Source organism: Huaxiibacter chinensis (genome assembly GCF_022171985.1).
In the GTDB taxonomy this organism is placed as follows: Bacteria; Pseudomonadota; Gammaproteobacteria; order Enterobacterales; family Enterobacteriaceae; genus Enterobacter; species Enterobacter chinensis_A.
Map to the genome: position 1 here is coordinate 1 of NZ_JAJVHF010000008.1, position 17530 is coordinate 17530.

The 17530-nt window shown below is 52.8% G+C and carries 17 protein-coding genes and 1 rRNA gene; 10 read left to right on the forward strand and 8 right to left on the reverse strand.

Annotated elements, in window-relative coordinates; all coding sequences use genetic code 11:
* The 3 genes from rrf to LZP96_RS16915 form a co-directional block, all read left to right on the forward strand.
* Positions 1-88, forward strand: a 5S ribosomal RNA gene (gene rrf / locus LZP96_RS16905); the annotation flags it as partial.
* Positions 89-209: 121 nt separating this feature from the next.
* On the forward strand, positions 210-662 hold the full coding sequence (locus tag LZP96_RS16910) for a DUF4385 domain-containing protein (RefSeq protein ID WP_064327043.1): 453 nt from the start codon (positions 210-212) through the stop codon (positions 660-662).
* 150 nt (positions 663-812) lie between these two features.
* Positions 813-2120: an MFS transporter gene (locus tag LZP96_RS16915; protein WP_064327042.1), complete on the forward strand. Its 1308-nt coding sequence runs from the start codon at positions 813-815 to the stop codon at positions 2118-2120.
* Here the strand turns inward: LZP96_RS16915 and LZP96_RS16920 are convergent.
* The 5 genes from LZP96_RS16920 to trxC form a co-directional block, all read right to left on the reverse strand.
* Positions 2117-2440, reverse strand: a complete 324-nt coding sequence (locus LZP96_RS16920; RefSeq protein ID WP_064327041.1) for a YfiM family lipoprotein — start codon at positions 2438-2440, stop codon at positions 2117-2119. The genes LZP96_RS16915 and LZP96_RS16920 overlap by 4 nt on opposite strands.
* A gap of 44 nt (positions 2441-2484) precedes the next feature.
* The gene (gene pssA / locus LZP96_RS16925; RefSeq protein WP_064327040.1) at positions 2485-3840 is read right to left on the reverse strand and encodes a CDP-diacylglycerol--serine O-phosphatidyltransferase; all 1356 of its coding nucleotides are present in this window, start codon (positions 3838-3840) and stop codon (positions 2485-2487) included.
* A 110-nt stretch (positions 3841-3950) separates the two neighbouring features.
* Positions 3951-6614, reverse strand: coding sequence for a bifunctional acetate--CoA ligase family protein/GNAT family N-acetyltransferase (locus LZP96_RS16935; protein ID WP_064327039.1), 2664 nt, complete (start codon positions 6612-6614; stop codon positions 3951-3953).
* Between the two features lie 35 nt (positions 6615-6649).
* On the reverse strand, positions 6650-7348 hold the full coding sequence (gene tapT, locus LZP96_RS16940) for a tRNA-uridine aminocarboxypropyltransferase (RefSeq protein ID WP_064327038.1): 699 nt from the start codon (positions 7346-7348) through the stop codon (positions 6650-6652).
* Between the two features lie 69 nt (positions 7349-7417).
* Positions 7418-7837 (reverse strand): thioredoxin TrxC, encoded by a 420-nt coding sequence (gene trxC / locus LZP96_RS16945; protein WP_064327037.1) that lies wholly within the window; start codon positions 7835-7837, stop codon positions 7418-7420.
* A 206-nt stretch (positions 7838-8043) separates the two neighbouring features.
* Here trxC and LZP96_RS16950 point away from each other — a divergent pair, with 206 nt between their 5' ends.
* Complete coding sequence (locus LZP96_RS16950) at positions 8044-9126, forward strand: tRNA/rRNA methyltransferase (RefSeq protein ID WP_064327036.1); 1083 nt, start codon at positions 8044-8046, stop codon at positions 9124-9126.
* A 53-nt stretch (positions 9127-9179) separates the two neighbouring features.
* Here the strand turns inward: LZP96_RS16950 and ung are convergent, their stop codons facing one another.
* Complete coding sequence (gene ung / locus LZP96_RS16955; protein WP_064327035.1) at positions 9180-9869, reverse strand: uracil-DNA glycosylase; 690 nt, start codon at positions 9867-9869, stop codon at positions 9180-9182.
* A gap of 297 nt (positions 9870-10166) precedes the next feature.
* Here ung and grcA point away from each other — a divergent pair, with 297 nt between their 5' ends.
* Positions 10167-10550, forward strand: a complete 384-nt coding sequence (gene grcA, locus LZP96_RS16960; RefSeq protein WP_064327034.1) for an autonomous glycyl radical cofactor GrcA — start codon at positions 10167-10169, stop codon at positions 10548-10550.
* A gap of 41 nt (positions 10551-10591) precedes the next feature.
* Here the strand turns inward: grcA and srmB are convergent, their stop codons facing one another.
* A complete protein-coding gene (gene srmB, locus LZP96_RS16965) occupies positions 10592-11920 on the reverse strand; it encodes an ATP-dependent RNA helicase SrmB (RefSeq protein ID WP_064327033.1) in 1329 nt (442 codons plus the stop codon).
* Positions 11921-12053: 133 nt separating this feature from the next.
* Between srmB and trmN the strand changes: the two genes are divergently transcribed.
* Positions 12054-12791 (forward strand): tRNA(1)(Val) (adenine(37)-N(6))-methyltransferase TrmN, encoded by a 738-nt coding sequence (gene trmN / locus LZP96_RS16970; RefSeq protein ID WP_064327032.1) that lies wholly within the window; start codon positions 12054-12056, stop codon positions 12789-12791.
* On the opposite strand, the gene nadB is transcribed toward trmN, so the two are convergent.
* The gene (nadB, locus tag LZP96_RS16975) at positions 12776-14395 is read right to left on the reverse strand and encodes an L-aspartate oxidase (protein WP_064327031.1); all 1620 of its coding nucleotides are present in this window, start codon (positions 14393-14395) and stop codon (positions 12776-12778) included. The two genes, trmN and nadB, sit on opposite strands and share 16 nt — an antisense overlap.
* Before the next feature lie 423 nt (positions 14396-14818).
* Here nadB and rpoE point away from each other — a divergent pair, with 423 nt between their 5' ends.
* The 4 genes from rpoE to rseC are packed head-to-tail and all read left to right on the forward strand — an operon-like array spanning position 14819 to position 17505.
* A complete protein-coding gene (gene rpoE / locus LZP96_RS16980) occupies positions 14819-15394 on the forward strand; it encodes an RNA polymerase sigma factor RpoE (RefSeq protein ID WP_032643655.1) in 576 nt (191 codons plus the stop codon).
* Positions 15395-15425: 31 nt separating this feature from the next.
* On the forward strand, positions 15426-16079 hold the full coding sequence (gene rseA, locus LZP96_RS16985) for an anti-sigma-E factor RseA (RefSeq protein WP_064327030.1): 654 nt from the start codon (positions 15426-15428) through the stop codon (positions 16077-16079).
* Positions 16079-17032 (forward strand): sigma-E factor regulatory protein RseB, encoded by a 954-nt coding sequence (gene rseB, locus LZP96_RS16990; protein WP_064327029.1) that lies wholly within the window; start codon positions 16079-16081, stop codon positions 17030-17032. Before rseA ends, rseB begins: the two co-directional genes overlap by 1 nt.
* Positions 17029-17505 (forward strand): SoxR-reducing system protein RseC, encoded by a 477-nt coding sequence (rseC, locus tag LZP96_RS16995; protein ID WP_064327028.1) that lies wholly within the window; start codon positions 17029-17031, stop codon positions 17503-17505. Before rseB ends, rseC begins: the two co-directional genes overlap by 4 nt.
* The last annotated feature ends 25 nt before the right edge of the window (positions 17506-17530 follow it).

The following is a 17530-nucleotide window of genomic DNA, read 5'->3' on the forward strand; positions in this document are numbered from 1 at the left end:
CTGACCCCATGCCGAACTCAGAAGTGAAACGCCGTAGCGCCGATGGTAGTGTGGGGTCTCCCCATGCGAGAGTAGGGAACTGCCAGGCATTAATTAAGAAGAACCCCGTACCGTAAGGTGCGGGGTTTTTTGCTTTGTAGCCAAAAGCCCCGCATCTTTTCCTCATTGCCGTCTAAAATTGTTAAAAACACTTTAACAATGGTGCCGCTTTGACCCGTCCATTTGATTATCAGCAAGATTTTGCCAGCATTAATTTCCGCGAACGTCCCGAGCTATACCAGGTTGGTCGGGGAGAACAGGGCGTTTTGATGGTTGAGCCCTACAAAAGTGAAATTCTTCCTCACTGGCGATACAAGAATGCGGAGGTGGCGACGCGTTCTGCAAAAGCGATATATGCTCTGTTTGAAGAATACCGCCAAAAAAATGACTTTGTCGGCATGGACATGGCCCGAAAATTCATCCAGATGGGCTACACACGTGCCCGTCGATACGCCAATCATAAAGGCGGTAAAAAGTACGATAAAGAGCGTCAGGTTAAACCCCTCGATCACGATCCGGTTAAAGCTGAAGCTGCCGCGGTGTTCAAAACATGGTGGGATAAAATCCGCGGGGACGAAGATTATCTGCAGCGGAAAAAAGCGCATCAAAGTAAGTGGGGATGATTACTACGTTCGCTAATAATTCGATAGCTGATCAACTTCACAAAACGTAATGAAACATACTGGAAACATTTTATTTACCTAACGGTTCGTTTTAAATCCAGTTTTACTGTGGGTGGGCACTGGCCCGCAATGTGAGACAGGGGATTTAAAATGACTGAAACCGTAGCAAGTACAGATACGGAAAACACAAGCTTAACGGGTAAAGATACCCGCCGTCGGGTTTGGGCAATCGTTGGGGCTTCATCGGGGAACCTGGTAGAGTGGTTCGATTTTTACGTTTATTCATTCTGCTCCCTCTATTTCGCACATATCTTTTTCCCTTCCGGTAATACCACAACGCAACTTTTGCAAACCGCAGGCGTCTTTGCCGCCGGGTTCTTAATGCGTCCCATCGGCGGGTGGCTGTTCGGCCGGATCGCCGACAGAAAAGGTCGCAAGACCTCGATGCTCATATCGGTATGCATGATGTGCGTGGGCTCGCTGGTGATTGCCTGCCTTCCCGGTTATGACGTTATCGGGACATGGGCACCCGCGTTGCTGCTGCTGGCACGACTGTTCCAGGGGCTTTCTGTTGGGGGCGAGTACGGCACCAGCGCGACATACATGAGTGAAGTCGCTGTTGAAGGGCGGAAAGGATTCTATGCTTCATTCCAGTATGTCACGCTAATCGGCGGGCAGCTGCTTGCTCTGCTGGTTGTTGTCATCCTTCAGCACATTCTCAGCGATGCCGATCTTCGCGCATGGGGCTGGCGCATCCCCTTTGCAATGGGGGCCGCTCTTGCTGTTGTGGCTCTGTGGCTGCGCCGCCAGCTGGATGAAACGTCTCAACAAGAGGTCAGGGCACTGAAGGAGGCGGGCTCCCTTAAAGGCCTGTGGCGTAACCGTAAAGCCTTTTTAATGGTACTCGGTTTTACCGCCGCGGGATCGTTAAGCTTCTACACCTTTACCACCTATATGCAAAAGTATCTGGTCAATACCTCCGGCATGCATGCTAACGTCGCAAGCGTGGTAATGACCCTCGCCCTGCTGGTCTTTATGCTTATTCAGCCGGCTATCGGTGCGCTATCGGATAAAATAGGCCGCAGAACCTCCATGCTGATTTTTGGCAGTTTACTGACTCTTGGCACCGTCCCGCTATTAAGCGCGCTGCAGCATACGACCTCACCCTATGCCGCTTTTGGACTCATCATGGTTGCACTGGTTATCGTTAGTTTTTACACGTCAATCAGCGGGATATTGAAAGCAGAGATGTTCCCTGCCCAGGTCAGGGCGCTTGGGGTAGGCTTATCCTATGCGGTGGCTAACGCGCTATTTGGCGGGTCAGCGGAATACGTCGCGCTGTCGCTTAAATCCTGGGGCAGTGAAACAACGTTCTTCTGGTATGTTACCGTGATGGGGGCGCTGGCCTTTATTGTCTCCCTGATGCTGCACCGCAAGGGTAAAGGCATTCGCCTTTAGTAATGAGCCATCTGCCATACCGCGTAGCCGGTTGTCGCTCCGGCTACGTCCCAGGCAAAGTCTTTCCAGCTCCAGCCGCTTCCTGCAGGACGGCTGTCCCAAAGCTCTTTTGACGCCCCGAGACTCACCGAAAACATAAAGCCAATTGCTGCACTGCGATCCCGGCTGTATCCCTGGTGCTGCGCGACTTCATTACCCGCAGCCGACAGCATCGCGGAAGCGATAAAATGTTGGGCTTTATCCTGGCCTTGCCAGCGGTCATTCGCCATATGGCTACAACCCGTAAGAAGTAAGAGAGCAAAGAGAAGCGGAATACGCACAGGCTGGCTCCAGAAAAAAGCCCCGCAATAGCGGGGCCAGAGTGTCAGAGAATACGACTTATCAGGCGATCGATTCGGATGCGGCGTAAGCGTCGGATAAGCTTACGCACTTTAACCGGATAGTCCGCGATGCTTTGCAAATCCCGATAGTGGCGAACCACAGTGGTATGCGTACGTATCAATTCCAGCTCTCTTTCGCGTGAGGCTGCCAGTTCCTGACGTGGATCGTGGATTAAAATCGCATTCTCCAGATCCAGGCGCCATGCACGCGGATTGAGGTTGTTACCCGTCAGCAGCATCCACTCGTCATCCACCCACATGCCTTTCAGATGATAACTGTTGTCCTCATCTTTCCAGAGGCGCACCACCAGCTGATCGGTGTTGACATAATATTGCAGACGGCTCAGGAAACGGCGCAGGTTGATCTCATAGAGATAGGGTAAAGCCCCAATAATTTTGAACGGCTGATCTTCAGGAATGAAAAAATCGTTCGCCGTTTTATCACCCACGATGATCTCAACTTTTTTACCGTCCCGGAGCAGTTGAATAATGTTGCGCACCAGGATCGCAGGCAGGTTGAAATAAGGTGTACAGATAGTCAATTTCTGCTCAGTACACGGCATCAGATGGTAGATGGTTTTATTCAGCAGGCTGGATTTTCCAAGGCCCACAAGCGGGGTTACGGCCAGCTGTTCGTTACTAGCATCCCCCTGGAAATGGTACATCGCATCACGCAGCTCCTGACGGAACAAACGAATGTCGTTTTTGATTTCCGGGCTTTTTGGACGGTGCGGATCGTCAAGACGATTCACGCCACGGCCATGGACCAGATACTGGTCGACCCAGTTAAACATGATATCGACCATCTGCGGATTACGAATCAGCTGGTAGCGATCGTAACGGTATTTATCAAGCTGATGAAGATAAACATCGTTCAGGCTCGCGCCGCTATAAAGCACGCTATCGTCGATAATAAAGCCTTTGAAGTGCAAGACGCCGAGCGCTTCACGGGTATTTACCGGTACGCCATAGACAGGCACATCGATACCCGGGTTTTCCTGGGCCATGCGGCAATACCAGTCCGCGTTGGTGTTCGATGCGGCAGCACCAATTCGGCCGCGCTGTCCACGATGCCAGTCAACTAAAATTCGCACATCCAGTTCAGGACGCTGGCGTTTTGCTTCATAGAGGGCGTTAAGAATGGCACTGCCGCCTTCATCTTGTTCAAGATAGAGGGCCACAATGCAAATACGCCGCGTCGCGCTGGCGATTTTCTCCAGAAGCGCCTCCCGGAAATGAGCGGGGGCGTAAAAGAACTCGACATCATCAACTGACTGAGAAATCTTCGGTAGTTGAGCAAGGTGTTGTTGATGTTTATTACGCTTAAATTTTGACAACATCACAGTGCGTATCTTCTCTGTTCATTGAAGGTTTGCCTGTCATCTGCAGACAATATAAGCGGACAATGATACCACCAGTACTTCCTAAAGTGGTCAACATTTCCAGTACCTTACTCTGGAGTATCAGGGGAAGACAGGCCAAGAGACAGGGTGACGATCCCATCTTCAAGCTGTATATCCACGTCAAATCCAAGCTTTCGCGCCAGGGCGATCATGCCCTGGTTATGTGGCATAGTAATGCCATTCAGGCGTAACAATCCGTGATCTCGCGTATAGCTAATGAGCTTTTCCAGCAGCCGCCTTCCCAGCCCAAGACCTTTCAGATCCGAACGCACCAGCACCGCAAACTCTGCATCCACATTATCCGGATCGGAAATTGCCCGCGTCACGCCCAGGATCTCATCGCCATCATCACTGCGACGAACGGCAACAAACGCCATTTCCCGATCGTAGTCGATTTGGGTCATATTGGCTAAGTCTTCATGGGTAAATTCGTTGATTTCGCTAAAGTAGCGATAGTACAAATCTTCTTTGGTCACTCGCGCGATAAAGGCCTGAAGCAGGGGCTCATCTTCCGGCAGAATCGGGCGAAACAGCGCCTGTTCGCCATTTTTCATCAGCACCTTCTCTTCCAGATGAAGAGGGTAGGGGCGGATAGCAAGCCGGCTTTCGCGATCGCCTTCAAAAGGCGCAATATCAAGCGTGACGTCAAGGGCGGTGAACTCGTTTCCGGATGCCAGAAGAGGATGAATATCCAGGCGCTGGATTTCAGCACAATCCACAATAAGATTTGAGACCTGCACCAGGAAGCGGCTCAATCCGGCGATATCAAGCGGTCGCAGCGCGCTGCGACCGCGTATCTTCTTACTTTTAATGGCCTGAATGACAAGATAACGGGCCAGATTCATGTTAAGCGGTGGAAGCGCGACGACAGCCTGTTCTTCTGGCCGCCATTCCACGCCACCTTCCCCAAGCATGATCAGTGGTCCAAAGACCGGATCGTGTTCCACCACCACTCTTAATTCCTGCGCACCCGCGCGATTGGCCATGCTTTGTACCAGCAGGCCGTGGATCCGCGCCTGTGGCCAGGTCATTTTGACACGATCGATAATCGCCTCAGCAGCGTGTTGCACCTCTGACGCCGTGCGCAGATAAAGCATCACACCCTGGACGTCTGATTTATGAGGAATATCCGGAGAGCGAAGCTTCAGGGCGACCGGATAGCCGAGCTGCTCGGCAATGTGCACAGCTTCAGCGCTATCGCTGGCAATCCAGGTTGGCAACGTCTGCATTCCATACGCATCCAGAATAGGTTTCACTTCATGCGTATCCAGTGAACGTGCCCCCTCCTGAATAGCGTGTTGCAGCAAAGCGTGAGCATCCGCGGTATTGGCCGTCAAATTACCGGGCAGCGCAGGCGTTTCTCTCAGCTGCTTCTGGTTGCGACGATATTCCACCATATGCATAAAAGCAGTAATAGTGCCTTCCGGGGTTCGATAGGTAGGTAAACCCGCCTCGCTGAATAAACGACGTGCTTCCTGGGAGGAAAACTCCCCGCACCAGTTCGTCAGCAAGGTGACATATTTCCCGCGCGGATGGCGTTTAACGGCTTCGATCAGGGCACGCGCGCTTTCACTGCCGGGAGCTGCTGCGCTGGGGGAATGGATAACCATCAGGGCATCAAAATCCTGGCTGTCGAGCAAGGTTGAGATTGCCTGAATATAACGTTCATTACTGGCATCATCGCGCAAGTCCAGCGGGTTCGCCGGGGCGACGCTTGCAGGCAAAACATCTCGCAGATGCTGAAGTGTCTCTTCACTGAGTGCCGCCAGTTTGCCGTTACGCTTCCACAGTTCATCAAGCGCCAGAGCGGCCGGTGCGGCGCCATTACTGATGATCATCAACTTCTCACCACGAAGCGGGCGCATGTGGCTGAGCGTTTCAACCGCAGAAAATAGTTCATGCGTATCCTGCACGCGCAATAAGCCGGCACGCTGAATTGCCGCATCCCAGGCAGGATCCAGACCTGAATGTGAATTAAGTAAACGTTGCGCCGCCGGGCTACGGCCACTTTTGATGACCAGGATGGGTTTATTGCGCGACGCGCTTCGCGCGGCAGACACGAATCGCCGGGCGTCGCTTAAATGTTCAAGATAGAGCAGGATCGCGCTGGTTTTACCGTCGCGAGCCAGAAAATCGAGTAGCTCATCCACGTCAATATCTAGGCTATCACCCAGGGCGATGAAGTAGGAGAACCCCATCTCACGCTGCTGTGCCCAGTCGAGGATCGTGTTTGAGACGGCGGCCGACTGCGAAATAAAGGCGAGCTTGCCTTTCCGGATGGGAACCGGCGAAAAACTGGCATTCAGCCCCTGCCAGGGGGCTAATAAACCCAGGCTATTCGGTCCCAGTAACCGCATCTGATAACGGCTGGCGCAGGCGAGTAATTCACTCTGCTGCTCAGGAGGCGAAGAGAGAATAATGCAGGTTTTACACCCTTTTTGACCCAGGGATTCCAGTAAGGTGAGGTTACGCCTGGCGTGGGTGCATAAGATGGCAAGGTCCGGAATAAACGGCAGGCTTTGCACATCAGGCCAGGCGAGCACCCCCTGCACGGCCTTATAAGCGGGCGTCACCGGGAGCACAGGACCGTTAAATCCACCGGCCAGCAAATTGCGCATCATCAAATACCCTGCCCGGTCGGGTTTCATGGAGGCACCAATCACGGCAATGGATTTTGGGCGAAGTAGCGCTTCAAGCCCTCGCTGGCTCATACAAGTCTCCTGTGAAGGCGAGTGACCTGATGATTTTAAACGCTTTCCGCTTCCTGTGCTGTGATGCTTCCCTTATGTCTGGTCTTTCCTGCAAGGTAACGTTCACGGAAGCAGGAAAAATGATCGCCGAGAGCACTGGCAGCCGGCGTGTCACCCGCCAGATCCAGCAGCGCGATGGCAACTTCCGCCGTGCAATACTGCCCGTCCGCGTGCGCTTCACGTAGCCGGTAAGCGGAAACGCGGGACAGATCCACCGAAATGACGGGAAGGGCATCCAGGTAAGGACTTTTACGAAACATTTTTCGGGCTTCGCTCCAGGTTCCGTCGAGCATAATAAACAGAGGAGGCTTACCCGCTGGGGGCGCGGTAAGCACCTGACGTGCAGTGTCTGCATATGAGGCGGGGAAAACCACCATCGGCTGATAGTCGGGGCAGGCGACCAGATCCAGCAGAGCCTGCGGTGGCTCGGTTCGCGACCACTGAAATGCGGCAGTATCAGGCAAAATATCAGCAATAAGCCGGCCAGTATTGCTGGGTTTCATTGGCTCGGTATCGAACATGACCAGACAAAAGCGACTTTGCGCCTGGCTCGGAGAGAGCGTTTCACATAAGCATTGCTTTAGCGGCAGCAAACAGCGCTGACAGCGACGGATGCGGTTGCCACGGGCAAGAAATGGGCGTGTTGCACGCGCAAGGCGTTCAGCGCGTAATTGGAGGACGGCGTTATCAGTCATGGAAGATGCGCAGGAAAAACGCCATTTTCGCAGAGGGGAGAACGGGGCACAAGATGTACCCCGTAAATGTTACAGTGATTCGTTAAGCCAGCTCTCAAACGGCGCCTTCGGCACTGCGCCATTCAGCATGTCGACCACTTCGCCCTTTTTGAAGATCATGATCGTGGGGATACTGCGAATGCGAAAACGTGCGCTCAGTTCGCGTTCAGCTTCCGTGTTCACTTTCACGAAACGTATTTTGCCGCTGCGTTCTTCAGCAACGTCCTCAAAAATAGGGGCGAAATTACGGCACGGGCCGCACCACGGCGCCCAGAAATCGACCACCACAGGCAGATCGTCTTTCAGCAGCTTGTCCAGGGTCTCGCTGGTTGCGTTGATCACATCGCCATCGAAAAGCTCATGTCCGCAACGCCCGCATTTTGCTCCGTCTTCAATTCGATCATCAGGAATGCGATTGAGAGCCTGGCAGTTGGCACATACGGTATTCATAACTAACCTCTGATAGAGCAGGGGGACACAACGGCGAAATGCCGATGATGTTTCTCATATGTTACATATTATCGGTGAGCGTGTTTGAAACGACAATGCGTTTTATTCAATGAGAATAATAGTCACAGGCTTTTGTACGAATTAATGGCTATGCGCTTGTACATCGGGTAATCTGCGCGCTTCGCGCAGCGCTGGTGGAGAAAAGCATGAACGACGAACTGAAAAATAAAAGCGGCAAGGTCAAAGTGATGTATGTCCGCAGTGATGATGATTCTGACAAACGCACTGTCAATCCGCGTACCGGAAAGGGTGCAGGGCGTCCGGCATCTTCTCGTGCAGACGGTGGCCGTCGCCCCGCCCGCGATGACAGAAATTCCCGCGGTGATGACCGCAAACGTGATGACCGTAAGCGTGACGATCGCAAACGCAATGATTCCCCACGTGATGCCTCACCATGGCGTACGGTTTCCCGTGCCCCTGGCGAAGAAGCCCCGGCGAAAGCCGATCATGGCGGCATCAGCGGTAAAAGCTTTATCGACCCGGAAGTCCTGCGCCGTCAGCGTGCAGAAGAGACCCGCGTCTATGGCGAGAACGCCTGCCAGGCTCTGTTCCAGAGTCGCCCTGAATGCATCGTCCGCGCCTGGTTTATCCAGAGCGTCACCCCGCGCTTCAAAGAAGCCCTGCGCTGGATGGCGGCAAATCGTAAAGCCTATCATGTGGTCGATGATGAAGAGCTGACAAAAGCGTCAGGCACGGAACACCACGGCGGCGTCTGCTTCCTGATTAAAAAGCGTAATGGGACAACCGTGCAGCAGTGGGTGAGTCAGGCTGATGCTGACGACTGCGTACTGGCACTGGAAGACGTGGGTAACCCTCACAATCTGGGCGCAATGATGCGTAGCTGTGCGCATTTCGGCGTGAAAGGCGTCCTGCTGCAGGACGCGGCGCTGGTGGAATCTGGCGCAGCAATCCGTACTGCGGAAGGGGGAGCTGAACACGTTCAACCGATTACGGGTGAAAGCGTGCTGGATGCTATTGAACAGTTCCGTAAGGCGGGCTACTCCATTGTGACCACCTCGAGCCATGCCGGCACGCCGCTGTTTAAAGCGACGCTGCCGCGTAAAATGGTTCTGGTGCTGGGTCAGGAGCGTGATGGTTTATCCGATGCTGCGCTTTCAACGGCCGACCTGAGCGTCTCTATCGACGGTACGGGCAATGTAGAAAGTCTGAACGTCTCAGTCGCAACCGGCGTACTGCTCGCCGAGTGGTGGCGTCAGAACAAAGCGTAATCACGCGTTGTTCACATGATCCCGGTGACGTCTTGTTCACCGGGATACATTTTTTATTCGCTCTCTGCCGGTAATACGGGCATCCAGTCCACGGGCTTCTCGCCACGTTTCTCCAGCCATTCATTCGCTTTGACAAAATGATGACACCCAAAAAATCCCCGATGCGCCGACAGCGGCGAGGGATGCGGTGCTTTCAGAATGTGATGACGTTGCGGGTCAATTATCGCGCCTTTCTTTTGTGCATGTGCTCCCCATAAAAGAAAAACCACGCCCTCGCGATGTTCATTAATCAACGAAATGACTTTATCCGTAAAGGTTTCCCAGCCAAGGCTCGCATGTGAATGGGCTTGTCCCGCCCGGACGGTCAATACCGTATTGAGTAACAACACGCCCTGACGAGCCCAGCTTTCAAGATAGCCATGGGCCGGGCGCGTAAAGCCCGGAATCGATCCTTCCAGCTCTTTATACATGTTTAACAGGGAAGGCGGCGTAGCGATTCCCGGACGTACCGAAAACGCCAGCCCGTGTGCCTGGCCTGGCCCGTGATAGGGGTCCTGACCCAGGATCACCACTTTCACATCGTTAAGTTCGGTAAAGCGAAAGGCGTTAAAGACATCTTTTTGCGGCGGATAAATAGTTTGTCCGGACTGTCTTTCTGCGGCGACGGTATTGAGCGTATTGATAAAATAGGGCTGTTGTTTTTCGTCGGCCAGTACGTCATGCCAGGTTAATGAAGCGGTCATCTCGCTCTCCTGCGAAGTTTATCTTTGGCTAGCTTAACCGCTTACGCCACAGGTGCAAAATCTAATACCGCCTATCCTTTAACCATTGCAAAAACAGCTTTAATTCCCGTTTCCTGATGTGAAAATTGATATAAAACAACAAATTCAAACCACATACTTTGTGTGGTCTGGATTTTGTTGATTTAGGTCAAGGAATAAGGGCGGGTCGACTGATATATATACACTCAAGAAACAATGGTTTTACCAATTGGCCGCGCTTGGCCGACACCAAATAATGTAGGTTATGGGAGGCATCACATGATTACGGGTATCCAGATCACTAAAGCTGCAAACGACGACCTGCTGAACTCTTTCTGGCTGCTGGACAGCGAAAAGGGTGAAGCGCGTTGTGTTGTGGCGAAAGCCGGTTTTGCTGAAGATGAAGTTGTACCAGTAAATAAACTGGGCGAAATCGAATATCGCGAAATCCCTATGGAAGTCCAACCTGAAGTTCGCGTGGAAGGTGGTCAGCACCTGAACGTTAACGTTCTGCGCCGTGAAACGCTGGAAGATGCGGTTAAGCACCCTGAAAAATACCCGCAATTGACCATCCGCGTTTCCGGCTATGCCGTTCGCTTCAACTCACTGACGCCTGAACAGCAGCGCGACGTGATTGCGCGTACCTTTACTGAAAGCCTGTAAGGTGACGAAAAAAAACGCCGGGTGATAAGCCCGGCGTTTTTTTATTCTTCTTTTGCAGACGTGTCCGTACTGCCACTTGGCTTGCGACGCTTGCCAATATTTTTGGCGTCGCGATGACGATTCTTAACGCGCGGCTTCTCTTTCTCTGCTTTTTTCTTCTCTTCGCGTTTCGCGAGCACCTTTTTAGACGGTTTCCCCGTCATTTTCTCGTTCGGTGGACGCGTGGTCGGACGCAGTTCGCTGATGACGCGGGCTTTTAACGGCTCTTCAACGTAGCGGCCAATTTTCATCAACAGCAGATAGTCGTGAGCTTCAACCAGAGAAATGGCGATGCCTTTGCGTCCCGCACGTCCGGTACGACCGATACGGTGCAGATAGATATCGCCGCTACGAGGCATATCAAAGTTGATGACATGGCTAACGTCTGGAATATCGATACCGCGCGCGGCGACGTCGGTGGCAATTAGTACGTTAACGCGACCCTCGGTCAGACGTTTAATCCCTTCGGTACGTTTCACCTGTGCCATCTCGCCTTCGAGATAACAGTTATTAATGCCGGCTGAGCGAAGCTGGTCGGCCAGTTCGTGCACACGCTCGCGCTTACGCACAAAGACGATGGTACGCGTGGTGTCATCTTGCTTGAGCAAATGTTTCAGCAGTTCGAGCTTATGCTCAAAGTTATCTGCGCGGTAATACCACTGGTGGATCTTCTTACGCTCGCGCGTGGAAGGGGTCGCAGACACTTCTGCCGGGTCTTCCAGAAGGCGCTCAGCAAAGTCTTTAATCGCATCGCCTTCCAGCGTGGCGGAGAACAGCATCGTCTGCTTGCGCCAGCGCGTTTCGCCTGCAATATGTTCGATGTCCTGCGCGAAGCCCAGCTCCAGCATACGGTCTGCTTCATCCAGAATCAGCGTTTCCACTGCGCGACAGTCAAAGTTCTCTTCTTTGATGTACTGCATCAAACGGCCGGTGGTGGCCACCACGATATCCTGGTTCTCGCTAAACACTTCAGCGTGGTTCATGTAGGCCACGCCACCGGTGATGGTCGCAATATCCAGGTGGGTATTCGCCGCCAGTTCACGCGCATGCTCTGCAACCTGAACGGCTAACTCACGTGTCGGCGTCAGAATCAAAATGCGCGGTGGGCCTGATTTCTTACGAGGGAAATCAATCAGATGCTGCAAGACAGGCAGCAGGTACGCCGCCGTTTTACCGGTGCCTGTCGGCGCAGAACCGAGTACGTCGCGGCCTTCTAGTGCAGGCGGAATGGCTGCCGCCTGGATGGCAGTCGGGCGTGTGAAGCCTTTACTCTGGAGCGCTTCCAGCAGGCATTCATCGAGTTCAAGTTCGGAAAAAGTCGTTACAGTCATGTTTTACCTCTGTGTGGGGCGCTGATTATAGACGTTATGGCTGCAATCTTCATCTGTTTGTATGGATATCCCTTTTCCGCCACTTCGCTTTCCCCTATGCTACTCCCGTTTTGGATAAGAAGGTTGCTTTGACATGTCTCAACCCAAAGCGCAATTGCGCCGCGATGGTTTTACCTTTAAACAGTTCTTTGTTGCACACGATCGCTGCGCGATGAAAGTGGGTACGGACGGTATTTTATTAGGCGCATGGGCGCCTGTCGCGGGTGTGAAACGCATTCTGGATATCGGCAGCGGCAGCGGATTACTGGCGCTGATGCTGGCGCAACGGACTGAGGCCTCTGTCACTATCGATGCCGTCGAACTTGATGCGTCGGCAGCGCAACAGGCCAGTGAAAATATGGCCGAATCGCCATGGGCGTCACGCGTACGTGTTGAATGCGCTGATATTCTGGTCTGGGCCACCGAACAGACGGCTCGCTACGATCTGATCGTCAGCAATCCTCCTTATTACGAACCGGGCGTAGAGTGCGCCACGCCTGAACGGGAACAGGCGCGTTACACCGGTTCGCTCGATCATCAGGCATTGCTGGTCAGCGCGGCCAATCTCATTTCGGAAGAGGGTTTTTTCTGCGTTGTGCTTCCCGAAAGTACCGGTAACGCCTTTATCAAAAAAGCCCAGGGAATAGGCTGGCATTTACGTTTAAGAACGGATATTGCCGATACGGAAGGGCGACTGCCCCATCGTGTATTGCTGGCATTGTCACCTAAAGAAGGAGAGTGCTTTAGCGACAGGATGGTCATTCGTGGGCCAGATCAACGTTATTCCGAGGATTACACTGCGCTGACCCAGCCGTTTTATCTGTTTATGTGAGTCTGTGGCGAAAGAATGGACGGGCCGGATTCAGGCAGCTGTTCCGGGTAGTCCAAAGTAAAATGCAAACCTCGGCTCTCTTTGCGCATCATCGCACAACGCACGATAAGCTCTGCCACCTGCACCAGGTTGCGCAGTTCCAGCAGGTTATTGGAGACGCGGAAATTGGCATAATATTCGTCAATCTCCTGCTGCAACATGGTGATACGTCGCAGCGCCCGCTCAAGGCGTTTTGTGGTGCGCACGATCCCGACGTAATCCCACATGAGTAACCGCAGCTCATGCCAGTTATGCTGAATCACCACCCGCTCGTCAGGGTTGTCGACGCGGCTTTCATCCCAGGCTGGCAGCCAATCAACCTGCTGCGCGTCGGGCAATCGTCGGGTTATGTCTTCGGCAGCAGACCAGCCATAAACCAGACACTCCAGCAATGAATTGGACGCCATACGGTTAGCGCCGTGCAGACCGGTATAGCTCACTTCACCAATCGCATATAAGCCATCAACATCCGTGCGCCCATGGTCATCAACCATAACGCCGCCGCAGGTATAATGGGCTGCGGGTACGACAGGGACCGGATCTTTTGTCAGATCAATTCCCAGGCCGAGCAACTTTTCATAGATGGTTGGAAAATGCTGACGTATAAAGTCAGCAGGCTTATGGCTGATATCGAGATACATGCAATCAACGCCCAGACGCTTCATCTCATGATCGATTGCCCGGGCCACAATATCGCGTGGAGCGAGTTCAGCGCGTTCATCAAACTCAGGCATAAAGCGCGTTCCGTCAGGACGCTTAAGCCAGGCGCCTTCGCCTCTTAAGGCTTCTGTTAGCAGGAAATTACGCGCCTGAGGATGGAATAAGGCGGTGGGATGGAACTGGTTAAATTCCATATTGGCCACGCGACAGCCTGCGCGCCATGCCATGGCAATGCCATCGCCCGAAGAAATGTCCGGGTTCGTCGTGTACTGATACACTTTTGATGCACCACCTGTTGCCAGCACGACGGCTTTCGCCTGGCAGGTTTCTACTTTCTCTTTATTACGGTTCCAGACCCAGGCACCCACCACGCGGCGGTGTCCGGGCAAACCTATTTTATCGGAAAGGATTAAATCGACTGCGTTACTGCGCTCCAGCACCTGAATGTTAGGGTGGTTCATGGCCTTGCCCACCAGGGTAGTTTCCACCTCTTTACCCGTGGCATCTGCTGCATGAAGAATGCGGCGATGACTGTGACCCCCTTCACGGGTAAGGTGATAGACTTCCTCCCCATTAGGCTGAACGTGGGTATCAAAAAGCACGCCCTGGTCAATCAGCCACTGTACACAGTGGCGGGCATTGCTGGCGACATACTCAGCGGCATGTGCATCCACTATCCCGGCACCGGCAATCAAGGTATCGTCTACATGCGACGCGATGCTGTCGGTTTCATCGAATACGGCTGCGATTCCGCCCTGAGCATAATACGTTGAACCTTCACTCATCGGTCCTTTGCTCAGCACAATCACCTTCTGATGCGCGGCCAGACGAAGCGCCAGGGAAAGCCCGGCAGCACCGCTGCCAATGATCAAAACGTCACAGGTCAATTCTGGAGATGTAGTCATAATGTTTGTTTAATTTACTAAACACAGAGGCCTGACAATAGCACCTCAATGCGATGAATCGCACGTTTTTTTTGCATCGAGTTGCGCCCCCTAAACATGAGGGCAAGGAGAAAAATCCTGTAAAATAACGAAAATATTTTGCGAAGCAGATCGTTAGCGTCAGATTTTGTGGTGAAATTAAACCCGTGTTGCGTTACTCTGCAGGCGGTAAAATGCCATTTCTTCTCAGAAACTGGGTGCGTATCGTTAACAGGCTTATAATGAGAGAAAATAAACAGCCTGCGACACGATGAACAAAAACAAAGGCGTTACGGAACTTATTGAATAAAAGACACTCTAAGCTGGTGCTTGCTCAAAGTGCAATGTTGCAGAGTGGCGTTTCGATAACGCGTGGAATTTAGGTTTGGGGAGACATTACCTCGGATGAGCGAGCAGTTAACGGACCAGGTCCTGGTAGAACGGGTCCAGAAGGGAGAACAGAAGGCTTTCAACTTACTGGTGGTTCGCTATCAGCATAAGGTAGCCAGTCTGGTTTCTCGTTATGTGCCTTCAGGGGACGTCCCTGACGTGGTACAGGAGTCCTTTATTAAGGCCTATCGCGCGCTGGATTCTTTCCGGGGAGATAGTGCTTTCTATACATGGCTGTATCGCATTGCGGTTAATACAGCAAAGAATTATCTGGTCGCTCAGGGTCGCCGTCCACCTTCAAGTGATGTGGACGCCATCGATGCCGAAAACTTTGAAAGTGGCGGCGCGTTGAAAGAAATTTCGAACCCTGAGAACTTAATGTTGTCAGAAGAACTGAGACAGATAGTTTTTCGTACGATCGAGTCGCTTCCGGAAGATTTACGTATGGCAATTACGTTGCGGGAGCTTGATGGACTTAGCTATGAAGAGATAGCCGCTATCATGGATTGCCCGGTTGGTACGGTTCGTTCACGTATTTTTCGTGCACGAGAAGCTATTGATAATAAAGTTCAACCGCTTATCAGGCGTTGACGATAGCGGGATACTGGAAAAGGTATTAGGCATGCAGAAAGAAAAACTTTCCGCTTTAATGGATGGTGAAACACTGGATGGTGAGCTGCTTGATGAGCTTTCTCACTCTTCCGAGTTGCAAGAGACCTGGGAGAGCTACCATCTCATTCGCGACACCCTTCGTGGTGATACGAGCGATGTTCTCCATTTTGATATCTCTGCCCGCGTTATGGCAGCGATTGAAAACGAGCCTGTTCATCAGACCACGCCGCTGATTCCTGAAGCACAACCCGCACCGCACCAGTGGCAGAAAATGCCGTTCTGGCAAAAAGTGCGTCCCTGGGCGAGCCAGCTTACCCAAATGGGCGTGGCTGCATGCGTATCGCTTGCAGTTATCGTAGGTGTGCAGCAGTATAACAATCAGTCTGAAGTCAACCAGCCGCCTGAAGCGCCCGTCTTTAATACGATGCCGATGATGGGTGGTAAAGCAAGCCCGGTGAGTCTGGGTGTGCCAGCCGATGCCACAGCGAGTCCTGGCCAGCAACAGCAGGTTCAGGAACAGCGTCGTCGCATCAACGCGATGTTGCAAGACTACGAATTGCAGCGTCGTCTGCACTCTGAGCAGCTTCAGTTTGAGAAAGCGCAAACGCAGCAAGCGGCTGTGCAAGTGCCAGGAACCCAAACTTTAGGAACGCAATCGCAGTAATGAAGCAACTTTGGTGCACCGTGTCTTTAGTGGCGGGTAGCATGTTCTTCTCTGCAAACGCCTCGGCTGATTTATCGTCCGGGGCGTTGTTGCAGCAAATGAACATGGCCAGCCAGTCACTCAATTATGAGTTGGCCTTTATCAGTATTAATAAGCAGGGCGTTGAGTCTTTGCGCTATCGCCATGCCCGTCTTGATAACCAGCCTCTCGCTCAGCTTCTGCAAATGGACGGCCCGCGCCGGGAAGTGGTTCAGCGTGGTAATGAAATCAGCTATTTTGAACCAGGCCTTGAGCCGTTCACGCTGAATGGCGATTATATCGTCGATTCGCTTCCGTCCCTGATCTACACCGACTTTAAACGTCTTTCGCCGTACTACGATTTTATCTCCGTTGGCCGCACGCGTATTGCTGACAGGCTCTGTGAGGTTATTCGCGTTGTGGCGAGAGACGGTACGCGTTATAGCTACATTGTCTGGATGGATGCGGAGAGCAAATTGCCAATGCGCATCGATTTACTGGACAGAGACGGCGAGACGCTGGAGCAGTTCCGGGTGATCTCATTCACCGTGAACAACCAGGTTGGCAGCAGCATGCAAAATCTGGCTAAAGCCAGTTTGCCTCCGCTTCTCTCCGTGCCTGCTGGCGACTCCGCGAACTTCAACTGGGTTCCGTCGTGGATCCCACAAGGATTCAACGAGATCTCCAGCAGCCGCCGTCAGCTTCCTACGATCGACACGCCGGTTGAATCCCGCCTCTATTCTGATGGCTTGTTTAGTTTCTCGGTCAATATCAACCGTGCGACGGCGTCCAGTTCCGATCAAATGCTTCGAACAGGACGTCGGACGGTGAGTACGACGGTGCGTGACAACGCAGAAATTACCATCGTGGGTGAGCTTCCTCCGCAAACCACAAAACGTATTGCTGACAGTATTAAATTCAGGGCCGCTCAATGATCAAAGAATGGGCTACCGTCATTTCATGGCAAAACGGCGTTGCGCTGGTGAGCTGCGACGTAAAAGCGTCCTGCAATAGCTGCGCTTCCCGTGCCGGTTGCGGCAGTCGGGTGCTCAATAAGCTTGGTCCACAGACGACGCACACGATTTCCGTACCCAGCGACCAACCGCTGGTCGCTGGGCAAAAAGTCGAGCTGGGTATTGCAGAAGGCAGCTTGCTGGGTTCCGCGATGCTGGTCTATCTCTCGCCGCTGGTGGGATTGTTTGCGCTCGGCGGTCTGTTCCAGATGCTGTTCGGCACCGATCTTGCCGCCATGTGCGGTGGCGCGCTGGGTGGCGTGGGCGGTTTTTTACTCGCGCGCGGGTTTTCTCAAAAACTGGCGGAACGCGAAGCCTGGCAGCCCGTCATCCTGAGCGTGGCATTAGCGCCCGATCAGCTTCGTGTTGAAACACTCTCTTCCGAAGCCCGATAATTCACCGGGCTTTATCTTTATTTAC

Coding starts and splice junctions, on each gene's coding strand:
- LZP96_RS16915 (WP_064327042.1), top strand. CDS start 813: ATGACTGAAACCGTAGCAAGTACAGATACGGAAAACACAAGCTTAACG.
- pssA (WP_064327040.1), bottom strand. CDS start 3,840: ATGTTGTCAAAATTTAAGCGTAATAAACATCAACAACACCTTGCTCAA.
- LZP96_RS16935 (WP_064327039.1), bottom strand. CDS start 6,614: ATGAGCCAGCGAGGGCTTGAAGCGCTACTTCGCCCAAAATCCATTGCC.
- tapT (WP_064327038.1), bottom strand. CDS start 7,348: ATGACTGATAACGCCGTCCTCCAATTACGCGCTGAACGCCTTGCGCGT.
- trxC (WP_064327037.1), bottom strand. CDS start 7,837: ATGAATACCGTATGTGCCAACTGCCAGGCTCTCAATCGCATTCCTGAT.
- LZP96_RS16950 (WP_064327036.1), top strand. CDS start 8,044: ATGAACGACGAACTGAAAAATAAAAGCGGCAAGGTCAAAGTGATGTAT.
- ung (WP_064327035.1), bottom strand. CDS start 9,869: ATGACCGCTTCATTAACCTGGCATGACGTACTGGCCGACGAAAAACAA.
- grcA (WP_064327034.1), top strand. CDS start 10,167: ATGATTACGGGTATCCAGATCACTAAAGCTGCAAACGACGACCTGCTG.
- srmB (WP_064327033.1), bottom strand. CDS start 11,920: ATGACTGTAACGACTTTTTCCGAACTTGAACTCGATGAATGCCTGCTG.
- trmN (WP_064327032.1), top strand. CDS start 12,054: ATGTCTCAACCCAAAGCGCAATTGCGCCGCGATGGTTTTACCTTTAAA.
- nadB (WP_064327031.1), bottom strand. CDS start 14,395: ATGACTACATCTCCAGAATTGACCTGTGACGTTTTGATCATTGGCAGC.
- rpoE (WP_032643655.1), top strand. CDS start 14,819: ATGAGCGAGCAGTTAACGGACCAGGTCCTGGTAGAACGGGTCCAGAAG.
- rseA (WP_064327030.1), top strand. CDS start 15,426: ATGCAGAAAGAAAAACTTTCCGCTTTAATGGATGGTGAAACACTGGAT.
- rseB (WP_064327029.1), top strand. CDS start 16,079: ATGAAGCAACTTTGGTGCACCGTGTCTTTAGTGGCGGGTAGCATGTTC.
- rseC (WP_064327028.1), top strand. CDS start 17,029: ATGATCAAAGAATGGGCTACCGTCATTTCATGGCAAAACGGCGTTGCG.